Origin of the sequence: Nocardia sp. NRRL WC-3656 (assembly GCF_000720265.1) — a bacterium.
GTDB lineage: Bacteria > Actinomycetota > Actinomycetes > Mycobacteriales > Mycobacteriaceae > Nocardia > Nocardia nova.
This window is the reverse complement of sequence record NZ_JOJF01000038.1, coordinates 1-20,675: the sequence shown is the minus strand read 5'-3', so window position 1 is coordinate 20,675 and position 20,675 is coordinate 1. Positions and strand designations below refer to the sequence as shown.

Below are 20,675 nucleotides of genomic sequence, written 5' to 3'. Positions count from 1 at the left end.
CGCGCCGACCGCGCGATTCGTGTCGGGGCGGCCTGGCATAGTTCGTGGCGATGACAACCATGCGCCCCACCGTCGACGGCGACGCCACGCCGGTACCGACTTCGCTTCTGTCGGTACTGGTTTCGTGGCGTTCGACGGCGTCGCTGGACGCGCATGCCGTCCTGCTGACCGCCGGCGGGCGGGTCCGTTCCGCCCGTGACGTGGTGTATTTCAACGCGCCGCGCCACCCCTCCCAGGCGGTGACCGTCGATCAGGATCCGCAGCCGGGCACCGCGCGGCTGTCGGTCTCGCTGCCCCGGACGGAGGCCGAGATCGTCCGCATCCTGATCACGGGGTCCGGCGCCGACGAGCCGCTGGCCGCACTGCCCGGCCTCGCGGTTTCGGTCGAGGACGCCGAGGGCCTGGTGGCGCGTGCCGACGTCGCCGCGGAACCGGGGGCGCGGGCCGCGGTGTTCGGAGAGTTCCGCCGGGCCGAGGACCGATGGTGGTTCGTGCGCGGCGGACCACAGCACGCCGGCGCGGCGGACTTGTTCACGACATTCGGCGCAGCCGTCTCGGAGTCGGCGCAGCACCGGTCGCAGCGAATATCGTTGCATCGCAACAGTTTCGCCACACCCATGCCCCCGCCACCGGACGAGCGCCCCGATTGGCATCCCGACCCCACGGACGCGGCCTCACTGCGCTGGTGGGACGGCTCCCGGTGGACCGAACAGACCGTGGCACGCCCACCCGCCGACCCGCGCGCCTGTCCCCGGTGCGGACGCCGGCGGGGCTGGCGACTGCTCGGCGCCGCGCCCTGCCGCGCGTGTGCCGCGGAGGTCGAGGACTACCTCTCCGGCTGGCGCACCCCGGCGCTGCGCGTCCTGACCACCACCGGACCGAGCGGACCCGACTGGGACGAGCTGTGGACGCGGATCCGCCATCAGCGCATCGACCCCGACACCGCCCGCGCGGCCCTGCGCGGACCCGCCGTCGCCCATCTCGAGCGCATGGCGGCCTTCGCACTCGCCGACGGCACGATCGGTGGCGCCGAGCTGGAACGATTCGACGCGACGGTCGCCGCGCTCGGGGTGCGCGACGCGGCCGTGGACGAGTTGCGCCGCAGCCTGCGGCGGCTGCGCATCCTGTCCCGGCTGCGTGCGGGCGAGCTCCCGGTGATCGCGGTGCCCGATCTGCATCTGGATCCGCAGGAACGCGTCCACCTCGACACCGCCGCCACCCGTATCCGCCGGTCGAGCCGCGGCGCGCAGGCGTCACCGGGACGGTTGATCTGCTCCAACCGGAAGCTGCGCTTCATCGGACCCGACGCGGGTATCGAAATACCCTGGGCCCGAGCCGTTTCCGTAGCGGCGACCGAGACGGGTGTGACGGTGGCGGCGACCTCGGCACGCGGCGGGGCCGAATTCGAAGTCGACGAACCGGAATTGGTGGCCGCGATCGTGGAAGGCGCCCTGCGGGTGGCGAAACGGCTCACGGTCGCGCCGGGCAGACGCGACAGCCGGTCCATCGCGCCCGATATCAAGGCGGAAGTGTGGCATCGCGACGGCGGCCGGTGCGTGGAATGCGGCGCCACCCACTACCTCGAATTCGACCACATCATTCCGCTCAGCCGCGGCGGCGCGACCAGTGCGGCGAATCTGCAGATCCTGTGCCGGGGCTGCAACCGCGACAAGGGCGACCACATCTGAGCCGTCGTCAGCCCGCCTCTCCGGTGATCTCGAATCCGGCCTCGGTCAGCGCATCGGTGGCGGCGGCGCTGCGCGATTCGGGCACCAGGACCAGATCCGCATGGTAGGTCGATGCGACGAAGACGGGAATGCCGTGCTGCGCCAGGGGTTCCAGAATCGCGGTCAGCGCACCGGAGGTGTCCAGCTCGCGGGGCGTGGCGGCGTACAGGCCGAGCCAGCACGACTCCCGCTCCCACGGCGGGGCCTCGCGCACGACCGTCAGCCCCTCCGGCGCCCGCACCAGCGCCACCCATTCGTCGTCCTCCGGAAAGGTCGCGGAGGGGATGTGGTCGACGCTGAATCGGGACGGCACGATGTGCAAGCGCTGGGATTTCGCCATCGGCTCATCGTAGGCGGGGCTCAGGTCGTCGCCACCAGCAACTCCTCGCCGTTGGAGGTGCGCAGCCCGTCCGGCCGCCCGGCGAAGTAGCGCGCGTTGAGTTCGTCCGCCGAAATGTGGTGCGCCTGCGCGAAACCGGCCTCCCGGGCCATGGCGACGAGCTGCGCCGGGACGTAGAAGCTGAGGAACGGCGTGCCGGATGCGGCCGCGCCGGATTCCGCGAACTCCCGGCTCGTTCGGTCCTGTTCGTCGAGCAGTTCCGGTGGCGGCATGAAAGACATGACGACCGTGGAACCGGGCGCCGATCGTGCCAGCAGCGACAGTGTGTCGCGGTTGGCCTCGTCGGTGAGATACATGCTCACACCCAGCGAGGCGACGATGGCGGGCCGGGACGGATCGAAGCCGGCCGCGGTCAGGCGCTCCCACCACGAATCCTTCTCGAAATCGACGGGGACCGAACGCAACCACTCCGGGAGGCCATAACCGGTCTCGGCCAGGCGCCGCCGCTTCCACGCCTGCGTCTGCGGCTGATCGACCTCGAAAATCCGGAAACGAGCGGCGATATCGGGTTTGCGCTGCGGGAACGTCTCCAGTCCGGCGCCCAGCAGCACGTATTGGCCGACCCGCCCGGCCTGTTCGGTGAGCAGATCTTCCACGAATCGCGACCGCACCACGATGCTCGCCCGGAAGCGGCTGGTGCCCACGGGATCCATATCGCCGCGCTCGCGCCAGCCCTCCGGCGGATCGGCCAGACGCAGGCCGATCTCGTCGTCGAGCACATGCGGCGGCGGGTCGAGCCGAACGTGCAGCGCGCGCCACAGCGCAACCCGCACGGCGGTCTGATCGGGCACCGCACCGGTCCGAGTATCGCTCATCGGTCACCACCGGGAGCCTGCAGCGTCCACACCCGCCCGTCGGGATCACGCACCGTCATCTCGCGGGTTCCGTAATGGGTGTCGGCGAACGGCGAGACCACCTCGACCGGCGCCGTAAAGTCTTGCTCCGCTTCCACTTTCAGCACGACCTGCATTCCCGGTTCGCGATCCGCCGGCACCTCGGCGATGAACAGATACGGCCCGTCCCCGTTGCGGAGCTGTCCGGAATTGTGGTCGGTGGCGAATTCCAGTTCGAAGCCCAGCTGCTGGAAGAACTTCGCCGATTTCCCCCAGTTGTGGGTCTCCAGAAAAATCGCCTCGACACCTCTGGTGGCCATCTCACTTCTCCTTCTCACGCGTCGGCGGTTCGGCGCCGAGATACGCCCGCAGCGCCTCGGCCACCAACGCCGACAGCGACATCTCCGATTCGACCGCCCGGTATTTGACCTGCTTGATCAGCTCCACCGGGAGATACACGTTGAACTGCTTGACTTCCTCGGCACCCACGCGAGAACACTAACATGCTAGCAATCTAGATTGCTAGATCTACCGGCCCGCGAATGTCACGAAGTGATCTTCCGAACCGGCTACTCGGACGACTCCTCGTCCGACCGCGGCGTCCCCGACAGCCGGATCACCCCCGCCTCCAGGTCGAGATCCAGCCGCGGCCGATGCTGCTGCCCGTCGCTGTCACCGCCGCTCTCGTCGGTCAGCTTCTTGCCGGGGAACATCTCGCCGAACACGCCCATAACCCCACGATAGCCGCCCGCACGGCCGCGGGCGGGGACGGAAACGGCCTCAGCGCAGTTTGATCGACCCGCCGTCGACCATCAGGGTCTGGCCGGTCATGTATTTCGCATCCGCGCTGGCCAGGAATACCGCGACCCGGCCGATATCGCTTTCCGGATCGCCGAAGCGATGCAGCGGGGTGCGCGCGAGCAAGGCCTCCTCGACGCCGGGATTTGCCTCGATATAGGCGGCGACCCCCTCGGTCAGCGCCAGCGGCGAGATCACGTTGACATTGATGTCGTCGGCGGCCCATTCGTTGGCGGCGACCCGGCTGATCGCCCGGATCGCCTCCTTCGCCGCCGCGTACGAGCCCTGCCGGACCTGTCCCTCCAGCCCCGCGCCGGAGGCGAAGTTGATCACCGAGCCGCGGTTGCGCTTCAGATACGGATAGCAGGCGCGCATCAATCGGAAGGTCGGATAGAAGCCGGTGCCGAAGGACAGGTCGAACATTTCCTGGGTGGTCTCGAGCAGCGGCGCCTGCTTGGAGACGTGGGCGTTGTCGACCAGCACGTGCACCGAGCCGAACCGCTCGACCGCCGCGGCGACGATCAGCTCGGCGCTCTCCTCGCGGGTGATGTCGGCGTGCAGATACGCCGCGGCGCCGGCCAACTCCCGTTCCAGCTCGCGTCCGGCCTCGTCGTTGATGTCGACGAACAGGATCTCGGCGCCTTCCTTCGCGAAGGCGCGCACGATTCCCCGGCCGATGCCGCCCGCACCACCGGTGACGATCGCAACCTTTCCTTCGAGCCGCACACCCACTCCTCTCGCTCCGGAAAAACTCCACGCTGTCAGGTCCGCAGGACCGGGTTGGGCGCCGTTCCGGTCAGCGGGATACCGGACGAACGGGATGGACCGCCATCGCGCAGTGTGTCTGCCGTCACTACACTCGGGCTTCAATTCCGGTTCTCGCCCAGATTCGACGGGCAGGATGGAAGTGACTCACGATCGGAGGCATCGATGCCACTGGCCACATCGGCACCCCGCCCCCTGCCGCCGTCGATGGTCGAGCGGATGACGCTCATTCTCGACATGTTCGAGCACCGGTCGACGCGGCTGAGCCTCGTGGAGATCTGCACACACAGCGGGCTCCCGCGCTCGACCGCGCATCGCATCCTCGACCAGCTGGTGAAACTGCACTGGCTCGAGCACACCCCCTCGGGCTACTGCCTGGGCCGCCGGTCCCTCGGGCTCGGTGGCTACGACGGCCGGCACGGCGAGATCCGCGAGGCGGCGGCCGAGCACCTGCACGAACTTCAGCTGCGGACCGGACTCGTGGTGCACCTGGCGGCTCTCGAAGGCGCCGACGAGGTGTTCCTGGACAAACTCGGCGGCCCGTTCGCGCGCACGCTGGAATCGCATGTGGGGCGCCGCAGTTTCGCCCACCTCACCACCGGCGGCCGCGCCATGCTGGCCTGGCTGCCGCCGGAGGAGGTGGAGGCGCTGCTCGGCAAGCAACTGTCGAATCCGGTCCAGGGCCGAGGCTGGGATGTGCCGAGCCTGCATCGCGAATTGAACCGGATCCGCCGCAATCGCGGACTGTCGTTCGACCGCGGCGAATACACCAATGCGATGGTGGGCCGGGTACTTCCCAGCGTGGCCGCCGCGATCCGGGGTCCGCAGGGTCCGCTGGCCGCGATATGCCTGTGCGGGGAAACGAACTTCGCGACGATGGAGCGTCTCGCCCCGCTGGTCGCGGAGGCGGCCGCGCGCACCTCGCGCGCGCTGGCCGCCGAGTCCCGCGGGCGACGTCATGTCCCGGCCAACCGGCGCGCACAGGCGGTCCGGACGAACGGGCGCTCGCTCGCCGCCTCGCCGAGTCGCGCCTAGGCGCCGCGAGTCTCGCTGAGCGGAAACGCCGGCATATGCCGGCGGCGTGCGTGACACAGTGCGGTGGTTGTGATGCTCCACACAGAAGGACCGCCGATGACCACCACGTCCATGCCCGATATCGCCGCCGTCATGCGCGAGCTGACCGGTCCGGGCGGCAGATTCGAGCTCGTCGAGGAGGAGGTTCTCGGCGCTCGCATGCCGGTGCTGCGGCACCGTCGCCGCGCGGTCGCCGAACTGCTCGCCGACTCGGTGCGCTTCGGTGACCGGGACTATCTCGTCACCGAGGATCGTCGGCTGAGCTATCGCGAACACGCCGCCGCGGCCGCCGCGCTGGCCGCCGCGCTGCGGGAGGAGTACGGCGTGGGGCGCGGTGATCGGGTCGCGATCCTGGCCGCGAACACCGTCGAATGGGTGATCACCTTCTGGGCGGCGCAGAGCCTCGGCGCGATCGCCGTCGGGCTCAACGGGTGGTGGGTGCCGCGCGAGATCGAGTACGGACTGGCATTGACCGAACCGGCCGTGGTGGTCGTGGACGCGAAGCGGGCGAAGCTGCTCGCCGCTATCGACACCGCGGCCGCGGTGGTGACCATGGACGAGGATCTGCCGCGTCTGATCGCCGCCCACGCCGGCGCCGAACTCACGGTCCCCGACGTGGCGGAGGACGATCCCGCCGTCATCCTGTTCACCAGCGGCACCAGTGGAAAACCCAAGGCGGCCTTGCATTCCCAGCGCAATCTGCTGGCCGTCACCGGCTATTTCGAGTACACCGACGCACTGGCCGCCGCGTTCAGCGGAAAGACGCTAAAACCCGGCGCGCCGCTGGATCTGCGCTGCCTGCTGACCTCTCCGCTGTTCCACATCGCCAGCCTGCACAATCTGGTGGTGCCGCGGCTGGCCACCGGCAGTGCGGTGATCATGCCGCAGGGCGGTTTCGACGCCGACCGGATTCTGCGCCTGATCGAGAAGGAGCGGGTGACCAACTGGGGTGCGGTGCCCACCATGGCCTCCCGGCTGCTCGAACACGGCGATATCGGACGCTACGACACCTCCTCGCTCACCGCCTTCGCCCTCGCGTCGGCGCCGTCGTCGCCCGCCTTCAAACAGCGTCTGCGCGAAGAGGTTCCGTTCGCCGCCGACGCCTTGGTGGACAGCTACGGCCTCACCGAATGCAGTACCGCGGTCGCCGTCGCCACCCCTGCCGACCTCGCCGAATCCCCCGGCACGCTGGGCCGGCCGATCATCAGCGTGGCACTCGAGATCCGCGACGCCGACGGGACACCCGTGCCGGAGGGCGTCGAAGGTGAGGTTTACGTCCGCAGCCCGTTCGTCATGCTGGGTTACTGGCGCAATCCCGAAGCCACCGCGGCGGCGATCGATGCCGAGCGCTGGTTGCGCACGGGCGATTTCGGCGTGATGGAACACGGCCGCCTGCGCCTGACCGGCCGCCGATCGGATCTGATTCTGCGCGGCGGCGAGAACATCTACCCGGTCGAGATCGAGCAGTGCCTCGACGAACACCCCGATGTCGTGGAATGCGCCGTCGTCGGTGAACCGCACCCCGATCTCGGGCAGCAGGTGGCGGCCGTCGTCGTTCTCACCGAGGGGTCCACAGCGTCGGAGGCGGATCTGCGCGAATTCGCCCGCGAACGGCTGGCGTATTTCAAAGTGCCCGAACGGTGGCGGATCACCTCGGATCCGTTGCCGCGCAACATCACCGGCAAGCTGATCCGGTCCGGGATCACGGTCTGACGCAGGGGTTTCGAGGTGTCGTCCGGCGCCCGCGACTCGATCCGGTGCCGATATTGCCGAATGTACGCCACGCCGGGCTCTACACTGGTGCGGACCTGATTGCCCTGTGTCACAGAGTGAGTGGTGCGCATGCCTCCGGATCCCGACCAGATGACGGCGGCGTTCGAACGATTATCGGCCCGAATGACGGTGCTGCAGGCCGGAATGCTGCTGGCACCGACGATGCACGAACAGGGTGCCGCCCGCTACGGCCGCATTGTCGCGGCGCAGCTGGCGGCACTCACGATCCGCGGACATGTCGATGTGCATGTCGGTAACGACGGATTCGAGGGCGCGGATTCGCTGCGAGCGGTCCTGCTGCCCGGCCCGCCCGAACCGGTGGCCGCCGAGGAGCGGCAGTTGTTGCGGCATCTGTTCGGCAACGGCTACTCCGTGCGCATCGCCGCCTGCACCGACGGGCCGGGCTGGGATCGGCTGAACGCGACGGTGCGCCGCGAGTTGATCGGCAACGGTTTCGGCTGGGCCAAACCCGATCGCTACCGGGCGCTGCGCACGATGGTCCGGCTGCGCCGGCGCATGCTCGATTACGCGGCACAGCGACCGGCGTGGCGGGACAACGAGGCGCTGCATCTCGCGGGCTATCCCTACGCGGTGCTGTTCGCCGTCGACACCGGTCCGGGCCCGCATTGGCCGGGACCGGAGGAAGGCTCGCAGGCCCAGCTGTCCTTGCCCTGGAATCTGCCGCAGGCCTGCGCGCACGCCGTCCGCGATTCCGGCGAGATCGCCTACAGCGCGCCACCGGTAGGCACCGAGGAGCGGCTGGCCGAAGTCGAGCAGCTGCTGATCGCCATGGATTCCCATTCGCAGGGGGTGCGGTACCACCATATGGTCGAGGCCGAGCGACTGCACCGCTTGATCGACGATTACCGCTGGCGCTACAGCTTTCACACGCTGACCACCTCTCCTCGCCCCGAGCTGCTGCGGGCCGCACTGCTGGATCTGGTGCGCGAAACCGAAACCGTGCGCGCGTATGTGCGGCCCGGAGTGCCGGGTCACGAAGAGGCCGTGCTGGTTTCGATGTACGCGGTGCGGCTGTCGGATCTCGTCCTGGACCGGACGCCGTGACCCGGGGTCAGGTGTCGACGACCAAACCGTCTGCGGCGGTGAGCAGTACGGGATCATCGTCGTCCAGGTCGTCGACGATGAATCCGGTGGTATCGGTCAGATCGACGGCGGACTCGAGGTCGGCGACGGCACCGATATTGCGCTGCATGTCCGCCCTTCAGTCGTGGAATCCGGTGAGCGGCCAGCCACCGGCGGCGAGCTTCGCCGCGACCTGGCGCAGATCGTCCTCGCTCGGTTCGCAGCGGGTCACTTCCACGATCGCCGCCTCGACCTGCTCGCGATCGACGACGTCGGGCCGGCCGGCCAGCAGCAGGCCGAGGATCCGGTCGAGCTCGTCCTTGTTCAGTTGCTTCTTCAGCAGCGCGAGCAGCGGGAAGTAGTCCTTCGGCGGGACGCCGTCAGGGTAGCCGGCGCGCAGCCAATCCAGGATCTGCGCGAGCAAGCCCTCGTCGTCGGTCCTCGAATTCACCTGTGTACTCCTACTTCTCGACCAGGGTCGGATAGATGTGCTCGAAGCTGACCGCCTTGCCGAAACCGGACGCGACGATGATCGTGATACCGACGGCGATCGCGGCGACCACGACGACGAAGACCACGACGGCCACCGCGGCGCCGAACGGATTGGGCCGGTGGACGGTTCCGTCGGCCGACTCGTGTCCGTTGGCGACCGCGAGACCGCGCACGCCGACGGCGAACAGCGCGGGCAGACCGGCGCCCAGCACGATGCCGACGAGCAGAATCTTCCAGACCGATTCGAGAACGAGCTTTATCGTTTCCATGGTTCTCAGACCTTCGCGATCGTGTCCGCGGGAGCGACCGGCTCGTCCCATTCGGCGTTGACGTTGGTGTGGTCGACCTTCTGCGCTTGGGCGCGCCGGTACATGTAGACCGAGAGCGCGCACAGGATCGCGAAGGCGATCAGCGGGCCCAGCAGGGTCGGGATCTTCGCGGCGATCACCCACATCACCGCGCCCACCACCGCGGCGGCCGGCAGGGTGATGACCCACGCCGCCACCATGCGGAGCGCGATGTTCCAGCGCACCTGCGCACCGGGCTTGCCGACACCGGAACCCAGGATCGAGCCGGTGGCGACGTGGGTGGTCGAGAGCGCGAAGCCGAGGTGGCTGGAGGCGAGAATGATTGTCGCCGAGGAGGCTTCGGCCGCCATGCCCTGCGGCGAACTGATCTCGACCAGTCCCTTGCCGAGCGTGCGAATGATGCGCCAGCCGCCGATGTAGGTGCCCAGGGCGATGGCGGCGGCGCACGCGAACTTCACCCACAGCGGCACATTGTCGGTCTCGTGCCAGGCGAGGGGGCCGGTCGACCGCGGATCCGAGGCGCTGTAGCCGATCAGCGCCAGGGTGATCACGCCCATCGTCTTCTGCGCGTCGTTGGTCCCGTGCGCGAGCGAGACCAGGGAGGCGGTGCCGATCTGCCCCCACCGGAACCCGGCCTCGGTGAACCGTTCGCCGATACCCACCACGATCTTGAAGATCAGGAAGGTGCCGACCGCGGCCACGATGCCCGCGATCACCGGTGAGAACAGCGCGGGCATGATCACCTTGCCCACCACCCCGTCGATCTTGCCGTGCCCGATCCACACCACGCCCGCACCGGAAGCGATTGCGGCGCCGATCAATCCGCCGAACAGCGCATGCGAACTCGAGCTCGGCAGGCCCAGCAGCCAGGTCAGCAGATTCCAGATGATGCCGCCGATCAGCCCGGCCATCACGATGATCAGCAGGGCCCGCCCGTGATCCGCGGTGAACTCGGCTTTCGGTGTCCCGTCCTTGTTCTGGATCTTGACCACCGCGTTGGTGACCGTCAACGCGACCTCCACCGACAAGAACGCACCGACCAGATTCAGCAGCGCCGAAAGAGTCACCGCGGTCGTGGGTTTGAGGGCACCCGTCGCGATGGACGTCGCCATCGCATTCCCCGTGTCGTGAAAACCGTTGGTGAAGTCGAAGGCAAGCGCCGTGACGATCACCAGCAGCAGAATGATCAGTTCGCTGTTCACTCTCGTGATGGTGCGGTGTGCAGGCCTCGCCCACAATCCCCTGCCCGTTTTCGACAACGCCGCCTAGCTGGGCGTTTCATCGACGTCGGGCAGAGGTTCATCGAAAGTTCCCGATGGAATCGTCTGCCTGCCACTTGCCGGAATCGGCGGGGCCTCCGGTGAACTGATCGCCGTGGGGATCTGCGGCGCTAGGCGGCGACGATGGCCTCGGCGACCAGGCGGAGATCCGGCACCGCGCCCCGCGGTTCACGTACCCAGGTCCGGCGCGGGTTGCCGGGTGTGGGGAGCGCGATCAACGCGCCGGGGCCGGTCTGGGTGACGAAGCAGCGGAACAGGTCCAGCGACCACCATCCCGCGCCCTCACCACAGCGGGGATTCTCGGCCAGAAACGACCACACGCACCGGTCCCCCACCCCGACCCGCATCACCGGCACCGCCAGATCGCCGAGTATGCCGAGCACCGAAGCGCCCCGCTCGGCAGGTGTCATCACCGCACACAGGCGCCCGGACCGCATGACCAGCGCCCCGATCCGTTGTTCGTACCAGGTGTCACCGAATATCTCCCGATATCGCGACTGCGCGGGCGCAATGCACGGAGTGGTCTGTTCGGTTACCTGCTCACTCGCGTAGATGGCTGTCATCAGCCGATCCTCCAGCCCGTTCGCTATCGGACTGTGGCGGTGGAGTGACAGACGTGCTACAGAACAGCGGGACCGCCCGGCATAGTTCGATGGGGGCCGAAGGGTTTCGCTTCTACTCTCCCGGCATGAGTTCAGCTGTGCAGCAGAGTCGTGAGGCCGAGGCATTTCTCGAGGCGCGCCGGGACATCGCTCCGGATGTGGTCAGCGCGTGTGCGGGGTGGACGGCACATCAGGTTACCGCGCATCTCGTGGCCGGGGCCGTCGAGATCAGCCGGCATCTGGAGCCGTATCTGAATAGGGAGCCGGTGCCCGCCACGCGCGGGTTCGAGGAGCGGGAGGCGCCGTTTCGGGCGATGAGCGACCCGGAATTGATGCGGCGGCTGGAACTCGAGGAGCAGCGGTTGCGGGGGCTGCTCGGGGATGTTCTGGCCGCCGACCCCGACGCGGTGGTCCCGTGGACCGGCCGGACCATGCCCGTGGCGATGTTCCTGCCGCATCTGCGCAGCGAGTTCGCCGTCCACCGCTGGGACATCACCGGGGACGACGGCGTCGGCGACGAACTACTGGCCCAGCCCGAACTCACCGCCCACGCCGTGCGCGCGCTCGGCCCGATGCTACTGGCGTCGGGCGTGCGCCGCGATCCGTCTCCGGATGAGAATTTCGACGTGCGGCTGCGCTCACCGGGGGCGCCCGACATCCGGCTGTCGGTCGAATCCGGTTGCGCTGCACTGAGTTCGGTCGAAGACGCATCCGACGCCCCCGGCCTCGAGCTGGACGCCGCGGCCCGCCTCCTCGTCCTGTGGGGACGCTGTCCCGAGCCCCGTACCCGCGTCCGCAGCACCCTCACTCCCGCCCAGCTCACCAGGCTGCACGCGCTGCTCGCCGGCTACTGACTCGAAAGGGCGAAACCGCCCTCGCGCCATCCCCTTTCACCACCAGACGCCACCCGCCCGAGCCCAACTAGGCCGTCGCACCCCCGACCCGGTAGCATCCCCCACGCGCGTGCAGCGCGGCGAGGGGCGGTAGCTCAGTCGGTTAGAGCCGCGGACTCATAATCCGCTGGTCGTGGGTTCGAGCCCCACCCGCCCCACAAAATCTCTCTCACTCGAGGGCCGCCATCCGACTACCGCCCCGCGAGTTCGGCGACGACCGGGGCGAACCGATCGGCCATGTCGGCGCCGAAGACGAAGTAGGAGAAGCCGATCTCTTCCCGGCGTCGTTGGATTTCCTCGATGGCGGCGGCCGGATCATCCGGGAGTACGTTCAGCGCGTCCGCCGCGCGCAGCGCGGCCGGGTCGGTGTCGGGGGATGCCATATACGGCGCGACGGCATCGCCGACCACGGGCACGGCGAGTGCGAGCTCGAGATCGCCGGTGGTGCGGAAGTCGCGGGCCAGGCGTTCGACCTCGCTCCGAGACTGGCCCCCCAGCGCGAGGGTGACCGTGTCGGCGACCTCGGCCGCCAGGGCTCGGGCCTTGGGACCGAGGACGGCCATCGCCACCGGGGTGTGACGGTCGGGGCCGTCGAGGTCGCGCAGCGTCTTCACCGTCTCCCGCACCTCGGCCAGTCGCTCGCTCGGCGGGAGGACGGGCAGCCCTTTGTCGCGCAGCTCGTCCTCGATACCCGGCCTGCCGGTGCCGATGCCCATCTCGAAGCGGCCCTCGGTCAGCAGCGACAGCGAATGCGCTTCCCACGCCGTCTGCCAGGGCGGGCGCAGCGGAGAGGCGTACACCCAGGTGCCCACGCGCAGGTCGGTCAGGGCCGCGGCGGTGGCCAGCATGGGGCCGGGGGCCGGTTGCGTGAGCGGGAAGTCGGGCACCAGCAACGTCGAGTATCCGCTGTCGGCGATGCGGCGCACGCGATCTCGCCACGTCGGCACATCGGTCGTGAGCGGGGCGACGACCCCGAAGCGAAACGGTCTCGTCATGGCTGAACTCCTGTCGGTCGGTGCGTTCGAAGGCGTCGGTGCGTTCGAAAACATGGACGGCGGATCCCCGCGAAATTCATCGACGCGGCCGGAAAGCGTCCGGCCACCTCGGTCCACAGGGCCCACGGTCGCCGAGTCCGCTACGACTTCGTGCTGGAGGGAAACGCGGCCGCCGTCCGAGTCCGGGGAACTATCGCTGCCCCGCCCGCCTCGCTGTCAACTGCGCCGCGCCCGCGCCGGTGAGCCGGTCGAGGGCCGGCGCGCGGCCGGTGATGAGCAGCAGCAGGTCGGCGGCCGCCCCTTCGACGACCGGTCCGGCGCCGGCGGTCCACCGACAGTCGGAGGCCACGAGGCGGTAACTCCCGAGCTTCGTGCGGGCATGGAACGGAAAGCCACCGTTCCATACGCGATCGAGGGCCAATCGCACTGCGGGTACCGGCATTTCGCGGGGTATGCCGAGCGGGATCGCGATGTCCTGGCCGTGCACGAGCAGATCCATCAGGCGGTCGACGGGCGTCGTGCCGACGGGTGTGCGCCGGGCGCCGATACTGTCGTTCAGGTCGGCGAGCAACCGGGTCGTGGTCCGGCGGTCGGCGTGGCGGATGGCGCTGTCGCGGACCATTCGATCGAAGTCGCCTCGGGCTCGGATCAGATGGAACAGGATCGTCCCGAGGCCGGAATCCGCCGACAGGATCAGGTGAGCGACCACATCGCGAACCCGCCATCCCGCACACAACGAAGGCTGCTCCCAACCACTCTCGGGCAGGGCCCGCAACAGTTCGACCAGGCTCGCGCGCTCGGCGGCGACGGCCTGCCAGACCTGCTCGGTATCGATCGATGTCTTTCCAGCCATTGTCGGAACTCCTCAGGGTGATCGGTGTTGCCGTACCGTAGGAGTTCCAGTCGGGTGGAGGTTCCAGCAACTGTGACCCACAACACACGTCGCGATGGTCTGATCACCATCGGAGAGCTGTCCGAACGCACCGGCGTCCCGGTCCGCACCATCCGCTTCTATTGCGACGAAGGGGTACTGGACGCGCACCGCAGCGCGGTCGGGCATCGACTGTTCGATCCGGCGACGGCGATAAATCACCTGCAGCTCGTGCGCCGGCTGCGCACGCTCGGCCTCGGCTTGCAGGCGATCACGGCCGTACTCACCGGCACCACCTCGATCGCCGACGCCGTCGCCGCCGAAAGAGCCACGCTCGACGCCGAATTGGAGGCACTGACCTGGCGCCGGGCCGTGCTGGCGGCGGTCGAGGACGCCTCGCCCGGCCGGCGCGCCGCGCGGCTGGAACTACTGGCCGCCGCCGGTGACGGCCGCCGCGCCCGCGACGATCTGGTCGCGTTCTGGCGCCGATTGCTCACCCCGATCGCACCGGAGACGTTCGACGGTTTCGTCGCCATGAACATTCCGGCCCCGCCCGCCGATCCGACGCCCCGGCAAGTCGTCGCCTACGCCGAACTCGCCGCCGCGGTGACCGATCCGCGCCTGACCGCCGCGATGACACAACAGCTCTGGCGGCACGACCCCACGAATATCCGCGACAAACGGGCACTGCTGTCCGGCGTCGCCGAAGCCTGCGAGAGCGTGGACCCGCTGGTCGCAACGTGCGTGGCACCACGGCCCGGCGCCGAACTCGACCGGTTTCTCGCCGCCCACGCCGCCGCCCGGCGCGTCCGCCCCACGGCCGAGTTCCGGCGCCGGCTGCTCCACGGCGCCGACGACAACGATCCGCGCATTCGCCGGTACTGGACGCTCACCGCCGAAATCACCGGTACGACCACCACCGGCGCGGCGCAGGACTGGCTGTACCGGGCGCTGAGCCGGTCGTAGCGACGCCGCGCGCGGCCCTACTTCTCCAAATACGCGACCATTCCGTCGATGAGTCCCTGGATGGCGTCGTCGAGGTTGCCGTAGGTGCCGAGGGTGCGTTCGGAGGTGATGCCGCGCATGGCGGCCGGGATGAGGGCGGCGACGCGGCGGATTTTGACCGGGTCGACGCCCAGGTCGGCGAAGGCTCGTTCACATGCCTTGTCCCAGTTGGGTTTCCACGAGGCGAGTTCGGCGGCGGTCAGCGGATAGTCGCGTTCGAGTTCGGCGTGGTCGCGAGGCAGGGCGGCGCGCAGGGTTTCGATGGCGAGGGATTCGGGGCGGCGCAGTCCGATTGCCATCGTGTTGATCAGGGCGGCGACCCGTTCGGACAGGGTTCCTTCGGTCGCGATACCGGCGGGCAGGTCGCCGCGTTTGTCGGCGGTGTAGCGAAGCACCGCCGCCCAGAGTCCGTCGATATCGCCGAACTGATATTTCACGACTCCCCAGGTGGCGCCGATGTCGCGGGCGATCCGGTTGCCGGATACGGCCGCGGGGTCGCCGGTGGCCAGCGAGGTGATCGCGGCCTCGAGCATGGCCTCCCGCGATTGGATACCGCGCTTGTTGGCACGCCTCCCGTGCACCGCTACCTCCGTCACGACGGTCGATAATACCGTCCCTGAACTGCGACATCCAGTTTCAACGAACCCTCTTGTTTTCTTTCATAGAGGCTTCTACTCTTGTGTCGCCGGGCGCGGCGGTCTGCGCCGCGACGTGCAGCCCCTCGCCGAATGTGGAGGATCGAGATGGCAAAACCACCCCTGTCGATGGAGCCGACGGGCTGGTTCCAGGTCGCGTGGTGCACCGAGATCCCCATCGGCGCCGTCCACAAGATGAAGTACTTCGGCCGCGAGATGGTCGCGTGGCGCTCCGCATCGGGGCAGCTGGCGGTATTCGACGCGTACTGCGAACATCTCGGCGCGCATCTGGGCTACGGCGGGCGCGTCGACGGCGAGAACCTGGTGTGCCCGTTCCACGGATGGGAGTGGAATCGGCAGGGGCGCAACGTCTGCATCCCCTACGAGGCACATCCCAACAAGGGCCGCCGCATCCGCAGCTATCCGGTCGTCGAACGCAACGAGGCCGTGTGGATCTGGTACGACATCGACGGCCGCGCACCGTATTTCGAGGTGCCGGACATCTTCGAGGCATTCGGCGACGACAAGACCGCCGCCGACTACTATCCGCCGGTGCCCGCGGCCACATTGTTCCGGCCGGGCCTGGAACTGCATCCGCAGTACATCATGGAGAACGGCGTCGACTTCGCGCATTTCAAGGTCGTGCACAAGACGCCGTTCGTGCCGGAGTTCACCCGCCACGACTTCTCCGGCCCGGTGTCCTACGTGGACTTCACCATCGCCTTCGACGAGGGCATCAGCGAATCGGACGTCAACAGCGGCGTGGAATCGATCAACGCCGGGCTGGGCTGTTCGATCACCAAGAGCTGGGGCATGGTCGACAACCGCACCATGCCCGCGGTGACGCCGGTGGACGAATACACCTCCGACGTCCGGTTCACCGTGTGGATCGGGCGCAAGCCGGGCGACGACAGCCCCGAGATCAGCCGATACGGAAAGACGATGGCCGATTTCGTGATCGAACAGTTCGAGGCCGACATCAACATCTGGGCGCACCAACGCTACTCCGATCCACCCGCGTTGAGCCGCAAGGAATTTCAGGGATTCACCGCGCTACGCCAGTGGGCGCTGCAGTTCTATCCCGACGGCGGCCCCGCGAGCACCGACCCGCACCGGCCGCACAGCGGCGCCGTACATCCCGCGGCCGACGCGACCGCCTGAGCACCGTCACCCCCGCAGCCACCACACCGAAAGGCACGCGATGAGCACCTCCGACACGATCCGGGTATTCCAGGTCGCCACCGGCAATCTCGGCACCGAGATGATCGGGCGCATCCGCAACCATCCCGATCTCGAGCTCGTCGGGTTGCATTGCTACACGCCCGAGAAGATCGGCCGCGACGCCGGTGAGATCGTCGGCCTCGACCCCATCGGGGTCACCGCGACCGGGACTGTCGAGGAGATCATCGCCGCACGGCCCGACGTCCTCACCTTCCACGGCGTCTTCCCCGACGAAGATCTCTACGAGAAGGTCCTCGAAGCGGGTATCAACGTGGTCACCACCGCCGACTGGATCACCGGCTTCCACCGCGACACCAACCACGCCCATCCCTCGGGCCGCAAGGTCAGCGAGGTGATCCAGGCCGCCTGTGAGCGCGGAAATGCCACCTTCTACGGCACCGGCATGAACCCGGGTCTGTGCCAGATCCTCGGCATCGTGCACACCGCGGACGTCGCCGACATCGAGAACATCACCGTCACCGAATCGGTCGACGTCTCCTGCCACCACTCCGTCGACACCTGGAAGGCCGTGGGCTACGGCCGCCCGATCGACGACCCCACGATCCCGGATTCGCTCTACCGCTACACCGCGGTGTTCGCCGACTCGGTCTACCTCATGGCCGACGCCTTCGGACTCGAACTCGACGAGGTGACGTTCGGCTACGAACTCGGCGCCTGCACCAAGGACGTCGACCTCGGCTGGTACTTCATGCCGAAGGGCTCGCTCGGAGCGAGCTACATCAAGTATCAGGGCATGGTCGACGGTGTCCCGCGCGTGGAGACCCATCTCGAGTGGCAGATGACGCCGCACACCGACCCGTCGTGGGAGATCAAGGGCTGCTACATCACTCAGGTGACCGGCGACCCCAACATCTACAGCAAGCACATGATCTTCCCGCGCAAGGGTTTCGATCTGTCGAACCCGGAGAACTTCGCCTCGATCGGCATGACCGTCACCGGCCTGCCGGCCCTGAATGCCATCCGAGCCGTGGTGGCCGCGCGCCCCGGCATCATCACCAGCGCGGACCTGCCGCTGCGCACCTTCGCGGGACGCTTCAGGATCTGAACGCTCGGCACCCGCATCCCGGCCCGTCGCGTGGATCGCGCATGCACGGGGTGCGGCTGAATCTTGTTGCGGGCTTTCGCGCTCCGCGCCGGTTAGGGTTGGGCAGGGGTTGCCTAGTCGTCTGATCGGAGGTGTGGGATGGCTGATCTGTTTTCCACCGCGCTGCGGGCTCATCAGTGGATCTACGAGAAGTCGGACGGGTACGTGGGGCACCGGCTGCTGTTCGGAAACCCCACCCTGTTGTTGCGAACGGTGGGGCGCAAGACCGGGCGGCCGCGCACCAGTGCGCTGACCTATGCGCGAGACGGCGACGACTATCTGGTGACGGCGTCCAACGGTGGGTCGCCGCGGCCGCCGGGGTGGCTGGCGAATGTGAAAGCGGCCCCGGAGTGCGAGATCCAGGTCGGGCATCGGCGGATTCCGGTGACCGCGCGGCCGACGTATCCCGACGACACCGAGTACGCGCGGCGGTGGTCGCTGGTCGACAAGGTCAACAAAGGCCGGTACACGCAGTACCAGAAGATGACCGATCGGCCCATATCGGTGGTGGTGCTCAGCCCGCGGAAGTGACGCGGGCGGCGGTCGGACTCGTCACATTCGTCCGGATCGCTTGGTTTCGGGCAAAGGTTTCGCTATCCTCGCCTCCGAGGGGAGTACTTCCCAAGCGCCACACCGGTCAGTACGGATTCCGCCGTCGGGATCCCCGGATGGCCACCCGAATATCGGGTGAAGGAGACCTCGGGTGCTTTCGCATACCCGAGGAGACCTGTGAACTCGTCCGTTCTCGCAGCCCAACAGCTGCACACCATCGGCTCCCCCTGGCTGTGGGCCGCCACCATCGCCGGTGTGCTGGTTCTGCTCGCGCTGGACTTCGTCGTCACCCGCAGACCGCACGAGGTGTCGATGCGGGAGGCGGTCGGCTGGACCGTGTTCTACCTGGCGCTGCCGGTCGCGTTCTTCGGCATTCTGTGGGCCGGATTCGGATCGAAGCCCGCCACCGAGTTCATCACCGGTTATCTGCTGGAGAAGTCGCTCTCGGTGGACAACCTGTTCGTCTTCATGCTGCTGCTGGCGGCCTTCGCGGTCCCGGCGGTGCTGGCGCAACGGGTGCTGCTGTTCGGCATCGTGGGCGCACTGGTGCTGCGCGGCATCTTCATCGCCGTCGGTGCGGCCGCGCTCGCCTCGCTGGACTGGGCGTTCCTGCTGTTCGGCGCGGTTTTGCTGCTCACCGCGCTCAAGCTGATCCGCGACGCGGTCACCGGGCACGAACAGGAAGTCGACATCTCCCGGATGCGTTCGGTGCGCCTGATGCGCAGGCTGATGCCCGTCACGGACGACTACCGCGGCACGAAGATGGCCGTGCGGGAGGCCGGCCGCCGCGCCCTGACCCCGCTCGCCCTGGTGGTCACCGCCGTCATGGCCACCGACCTGGTGTTCGCGATCGACTCGGTGCCCGCGGTCTACGGCGTCACCGGCGACCCGTACCTGGTGTTCGCCACCAACGCCTTCGCCCTGCTGGGCCTGCGCGCCCTCTACTTCGTCCTGCAGGCGGTCCTGGCCCGCCTGGTGCACCTCGCCTACGGCCTGGCCGTGATTCTCGGCTTCATCGGCGTCAAACTGGTGCTGCACTGGGCCCACGGCTACTGGGACTGGCTGCCGGAGATCCCCACCGCCGCCTCCCTGCTGGTGATCGTGGTGGTGCTCGGCGTGGTGACCGTGACCAGCCTGCTGGCCACCCGGGGCGAGAAGGACGGCGACTCGGTTACCGTCGACACGTCCGCTCGATGAGCACCGCGGCCCGCGGGCGCAGGAGTTGTCCGCCGCGCAATCTCGCCGTACCGTGGGCCGGTGCTGTCCCGCTTCCGGCGTATCGATCCGGTCCGCACCCGGCGCGCCGTCGATGCGCTGCGATTGCCGGAGGCCGTCTTCAAGACCTGTCCCTGGCAACCGCGGGAATTGGTGGGCACCGGTCTGCGGCAATGGTTGCGATGCTGCGGAGCGGCGCTGGCCGACGACCAGGTGATCGGCATGCCGTCCCATGCCGTGGACGAGGCGTGGCACGGTCTGATCCTGTGCACCAAGCGTTACCGGGACTTCTGCGAGGCCGCGTACGGCCGGTTCCTGCACCACTTCCCCGAGGGAGACGGCTACGGCGGCGGCAGCGGTGTGCCGATGGCGACTCAGCTCGGACGCACCGTCGTCGCCTGGTCCCTCGTCGCCGACCCGGGCGAGGACTGCGTGCTGTGGGATCTGGATGTCGTTGTGGGAGTGGAGAATCCGTGGGGAGTCTCGCCGGAGCGGATCGCCGAGGTGGAAACCGCCCTGGGTGAGATCAGCGGAGGCTCAGGGCGCCGCGCTCGGCGGTGACGATGGCCGCCGGTCGCCACGGATCGCTCCTGCCGCACAGACGCAGACCGGCGCGAACCGATCGGGTGCGGCGATCCCCTGGCCGCCCGCGCGTGCCGGCCGAGGTGGCCTTTCGACCTAGCTGCTGCTGCCGCCACCGCAACTACTACCGCCGCCACAGCTGCTACCTCCACCACAGCTACTCCCGCCACTGCAACTACTGCCCCCGCTGCAACTGCTGCCACCTCCACAGCCGCTACCACCGCCGCAACAACTACCACCACCGCAACTGCTTTCCCCGCCGAAGCTGTCCGTACTGCAACCGCCTCCGCCGCAATCACTTCCGCTGAATGTGCGGCCACTACGACCCGCATCGCCGGCCTCCCATTTCCGACGCCGCGCCGACGGCGGGGAGTGTCGGAATTTTTGTGGGCAGAACGGTGAATTGTCCTGCTAGTTTCCGGTTATCCGCTCACCATAGAACAGGGCGAGCGTGTTGAGTATATCC

General features: G+C 68.3%; 24 protein-coding genes, 1 tRNA gene and 1 pseudogene. 12 read left to right on the top strand and 14 right to left on the bottom strand.

The features are described 5' to 3' along the window. Positions 1-50: 50 nt before the first annotated feature. Positions 51-1,688 carry an HNH endonuclease gene (locus IG65_RS0130840; protein ID WP_231509542.1) on the top strand — a complete coding sequence of 546 codons (1,638 nt, stop codon included), beginning with the start codon at positions 51-53 and terminating at the stop codon, positions 1,686-1,688. 7 nt (positions 1,689-1,695) lie between these two features. Here IG65_RS0130840 and IG65_RS0130835 read toward each other — a convergent pair whose 3' ends face one another. The 6 genes from IG65_RS0130835 to IG65_RS0130810 form a co-directional block, all read right to left on the bottom strand. Continuing rightward, positions 1,696-2,067 (bottom strand): ACT domain-containing protein, encoded by a 372-nt coding sequence (locus tag IG65_RS0130835; protein WP_030518472.1) that lies wholly within the window; start codon positions 2,065-2,067, stop codon positions 1,696-1,698. Between the two features lie 20 nt (positions 2,068-2,087). Continuing rightward, positions 2,088-2,942 carry a class I SAM-dependent methyltransferase gene (locus tag IG65_RS0130830; RefSeq protein ID WP_030518471.1) on the bottom strand — a complete coding sequence of 285 codons (855 nt, stop codon included), beginning with the start codon at positions 2,940-2,942 and terminating at the stop codon, positions 2,088-2,090. After that, positions 2,939-3,280, bottom strand: coding sequence for a glyoxalase/bleomycin resistance/extradiol dioxygenase family protein (locus IG65_RS0130825; RefSeq protein ID WP_030518470.1), 342 nt, complete (start codon positions 3,278-3,280; stop codon positions 2,939-2,941). The genes IG65_RS0130830 and IG65_RS0130825 overlap by 4 nt, the downstream gene beginning before the upstream one ends. A 1-nt stretch (position 3,281) precedes the next feature. Next, positions 3,282-3,449, bottom strand: coding sequence for a CopG family transcriptional regulator (locus IG65_RS35310; RefSeq protein WP_036499828.1), 168 nt, complete (start codon positions 3,447-3,449; stop codon positions 3,282-3,284). An 80-nt stretch (positions 3,450-3,529) separates the two neighbouring features. Next, complete coding sequence (locus IG65_RS38720) at positions 3,530-3,691, bottom strand: hypothetical protein (RefSeq protein ID WP_167356682.1); 162 nt, start codon at positions 3,689-3,691, stop codon at positions 3,530-3,532. 49 nt (positions 3,692-3,740) lie between these two features. Further along, on the bottom strand, positions 3,741-4,484 hold the full coding sequence (locus tag IG65_RS0130810; protein ID WP_030518469.1) for an SDR family NAD(P)-dependent oxidoreductase: 744 nt from the start codon (positions 4,482-4,484) through the stop codon (positions 3,741-3,743). 204 nt (positions 4,485-4,688) lie between these two features. On the opposite strand from IG65_RS0130810, the gene IG65_RS0130805 reads away from it, so the two are divergent. The 3 genes from IG65_RS0130805 to IG65_RS0130795 all read left to right on the top strand — a co-directional run bounded on the left by IG65_RS0130805 (position 4,689) and on the right by IG65_RS0130795 (position 8,435). Further along, a complete protein-coding gene (locus IG65_RS0130805; protein WP_156055859.1) occupies positions 4,689-5,558 on the top strand; it encodes an IclR family transcriptional regulator in 870 nt (289 codons plus the stop codon). Positions 5,559-5,654: 96 nt separating this feature from the next. After that, positions 5,655-7,310, top strand: coding sequence for a class I adenylate-forming enzyme family protein (locus IG65_RS0130800; protein WP_030518467.1), 1,656 nt, complete (start codon positions 5,655-5,657; stop codon positions 7,308-7,310). A 183-nt stretch (positions 7,311-7,493) separates the two neighbouring features. Continuing rightward, positions 7,494-8,435 carry a hypothetical protein gene (locus IG65_RS0130795; protein ID WP_030518466.1) on the top strand — a complete coding sequence of 314 codons (942 nt, stop codon included), beginning with the start codon at positions 7,494-7,496 and terminating at the stop codon, positions 8,433-8,435. A gap of 10 nt (positions 8,436-8,445) precedes the next feature. Here IG65_RS0130795 and IG65_RS38130 read toward each other — a convergent pair. From IG65_RS38130 to IG65_RS0130765, 5 genes and pseudogenes are all read right to left on the bottom strand, one after another. Then, a pseudogene (locus IG65_RS38130) lies at positions 8,446-8,583 on the bottom strand (polyphosphate kinase 2); the annotation flags it as partial. A gap of 9 nt (positions 8,584-8,592) precedes the next feature. Beyond that, positions 8,593-8,904, bottom strand: coding sequence for a DUF3349 domain-containing protein (locus IG65_RS0130785; protein ID WP_063833825.1), 312 nt, complete (start codon positions 8,902-8,904; stop codon positions 8,593-8,595). Positions 8,905-8,914: 10 nt separating this feature from the next. Continuing rightward, a complete protein-coding gene (locus tag IG65_RS0130780) occupies positions 8,915-9,214 on the bottom strand; it encodes a hypothetical protein (protein ID WP_030518464.1) in 300 nt (99 codons plus the stop codon). Between the two features lie 5 nt (positions 9,215-9,219). Further along, positions 9,220-10,455: an inorganic phosphate transporter gene (locus IG65_RS0130775; RefSeq protein WP_030518463.1), complete on the bottom strand. Its 1,236-nt coding sequence runs from the start codon at positions 10,453-10,455 to the stop codon at positions 9,220-9,222. 188 nt (positions 10,456-10,643) lie between these two features. Then, positions 10,644-11,096 carry a hypothetical protein gene (locus tag IG65_RS0130765; RefSeq protein WP_030518462.1) on the bottom strand — a complete coding sequence of 151 codons (453 nt, stop codon included), beginning with the start codon at positions 11,094-11,096 and terminating at the stop codon, positions 10,644-10,646. A 125-nt stretch (positions 11,097-11,221) separates the two neighbouring features. Here IG65_RS0130765 and IG65_RS0130760 point away from each other — a divergent pair, with 125 nt between their 5' ends. Together IG65_RS0130760 and IG65_RS0130755 are read left to right on the top strand one after the other, a co-directional pair. Then, positions 11,222-11,989, top strand: a complete 768-nt coding sequence (locus IG65_RS0130760; protein WP_197039984.1) for a maleylpyruvate isomerase N-terminal domain-containing protein — start codon at positions 11,222-11,224, stop codon at positions 11,987-11,989. Between the two features lie 123 nt (positions 11,990-12,112). After that, positions 12,113-12,186, top strand: a tRNA-Ile gene (locus tag IG65_RS0130755). A 33-nt stretch (positions 12,187-12,219) separates the two neighbouring features. Here the strand turns inward: IG65_RS0130755 and IG65_RS0130750 are convergent. After that, entirely contained in the window at positions 12,220-13,023 is an 804-nt protein-coding gene (locus IG65_RS0130750; RefSeq protein WP_030518460.1) for an LLM class flavin-dependent oxidoreductase, read from the bottom strand. Between the two features lie 190 nt (positions 13,024-13,213). Next, positions 13,214-13,876 carry a maleylpyruvate isomerase family mycothiol-dependent enzyme gene (locus IG65_RS0130745; RefSeq protein WP_051757242.1) on the bottom strand — a complete coding sequence of 221 codons (663 nt, stop codon included), beginning with the start codon at positions 13,874-13,876 and terminating at the stop codon, positions 13,214-13,216. A gap of 72 nt (positions 13,877-13,948) precedes the next feature. Here IG65_RS0130745 and IG65_RS0130740 point away from each other — a divergent pair, with 72 nt between their 5' ends. Further along, on the top strand, positions 13,949-14,860 hold the full coding sequence (locus tag IG65_RS0130740) for a MerR family transcriptional regulator (RefSeq protein WP_036526226.1): 912 nt from the start codon (positions 13,949-13,951) through the stop codon (positions 14,858-14,860). A 17-nt stretch (positions 14,861-14,877) separates the two neighbouring features. Here the strand turns inward: IG65_RS0130740 and IG65_RS0130735 are convergent, their stop codons facing one another. Continuing rightward, on the bottom strand, positions 14,878-15,495 hold the full coding sequence (locus tag IG65_RS0130735; RefSeq protein ID WP_030518457.1) for a TetR/AcrR family transcriptional regulator: 618 nt from the start codon (positions 15,493-15,495) through the stop codon (positions 14,878-14,880). Between the two features lie 147 nt (positions 15,496-15,642). Between IG65_RS0130735 and IG65_RS0130730 the strand changes: the two genes are divergently transcribed. The 5 genes from IG65_RS0130730 to IG65_RS0130710 all read left to right on the top strand — a co-directional run bounded on the left by IG65_RS0130730 (position 15,643) and on the right by IG65_RS0130710 (position 20,188). Beyond that, on the top strand, positions 15,643-16,695 hold the full coding sequence (locus tag IG65_RS0130730) for a Rieske 2Fe-2S domain-containing protein (RefSeq protein WP_036526224.1): 1,053 nt from the start codon (positions 15,643-15,645) through the stop codon (positions 16,693-16,695). Between the two features lie 40 nt (positions 16,696-16,735). Continuing rightward, positions 16,736-17,821, top strand: coding sequence for a dihydrodipicolinate reductase (locus IG65_RS0130725; protein ID WP_030518455.1), 1,086 nt, complete (start codon positions 16,736-16,738; stop codon positions 17,819-17,821). Between the two features lie 138 nt (positions 17,822-17,959). Further along, on the top strand, positions 17,960-18,391 hold the full coding sequence (locus IG65_RS0130720; protein ID WP_030518454.1) for a nitroreductase family deazaflavin-dependent oxidoreductase: 432 nt from the start codon (positions 17,960-17,962) through the stop codon (positions 18,389-18,391). A 198-nt stretch (positions 18,392-18,589) separates the two neighbouring features. Then, positions 18,590-19,609, top strand: coding sequence for a TerC/Alx family metal homeostasis membrane protein (locus tag IG65_RS0130715; protein ID WP_030518453.1), 1,020 nt, complete (start codon positions 18,590-18,592; stop codon positions 19,607-19,609). Positions 19,610-19,669: 60 nt separating this feature from the next. After that, complete coding sequence (locus tag IG65_RS0130710; protein ID WP_051757241.1) at positions 19,670-20,188, top strand: hypothetical protein; 519 nt, start codon at positions 19,670-19,672, stop codon at positions 20,186-20,188. Positions 20,189-20,675: the final 487 nt, after the last annotated feature.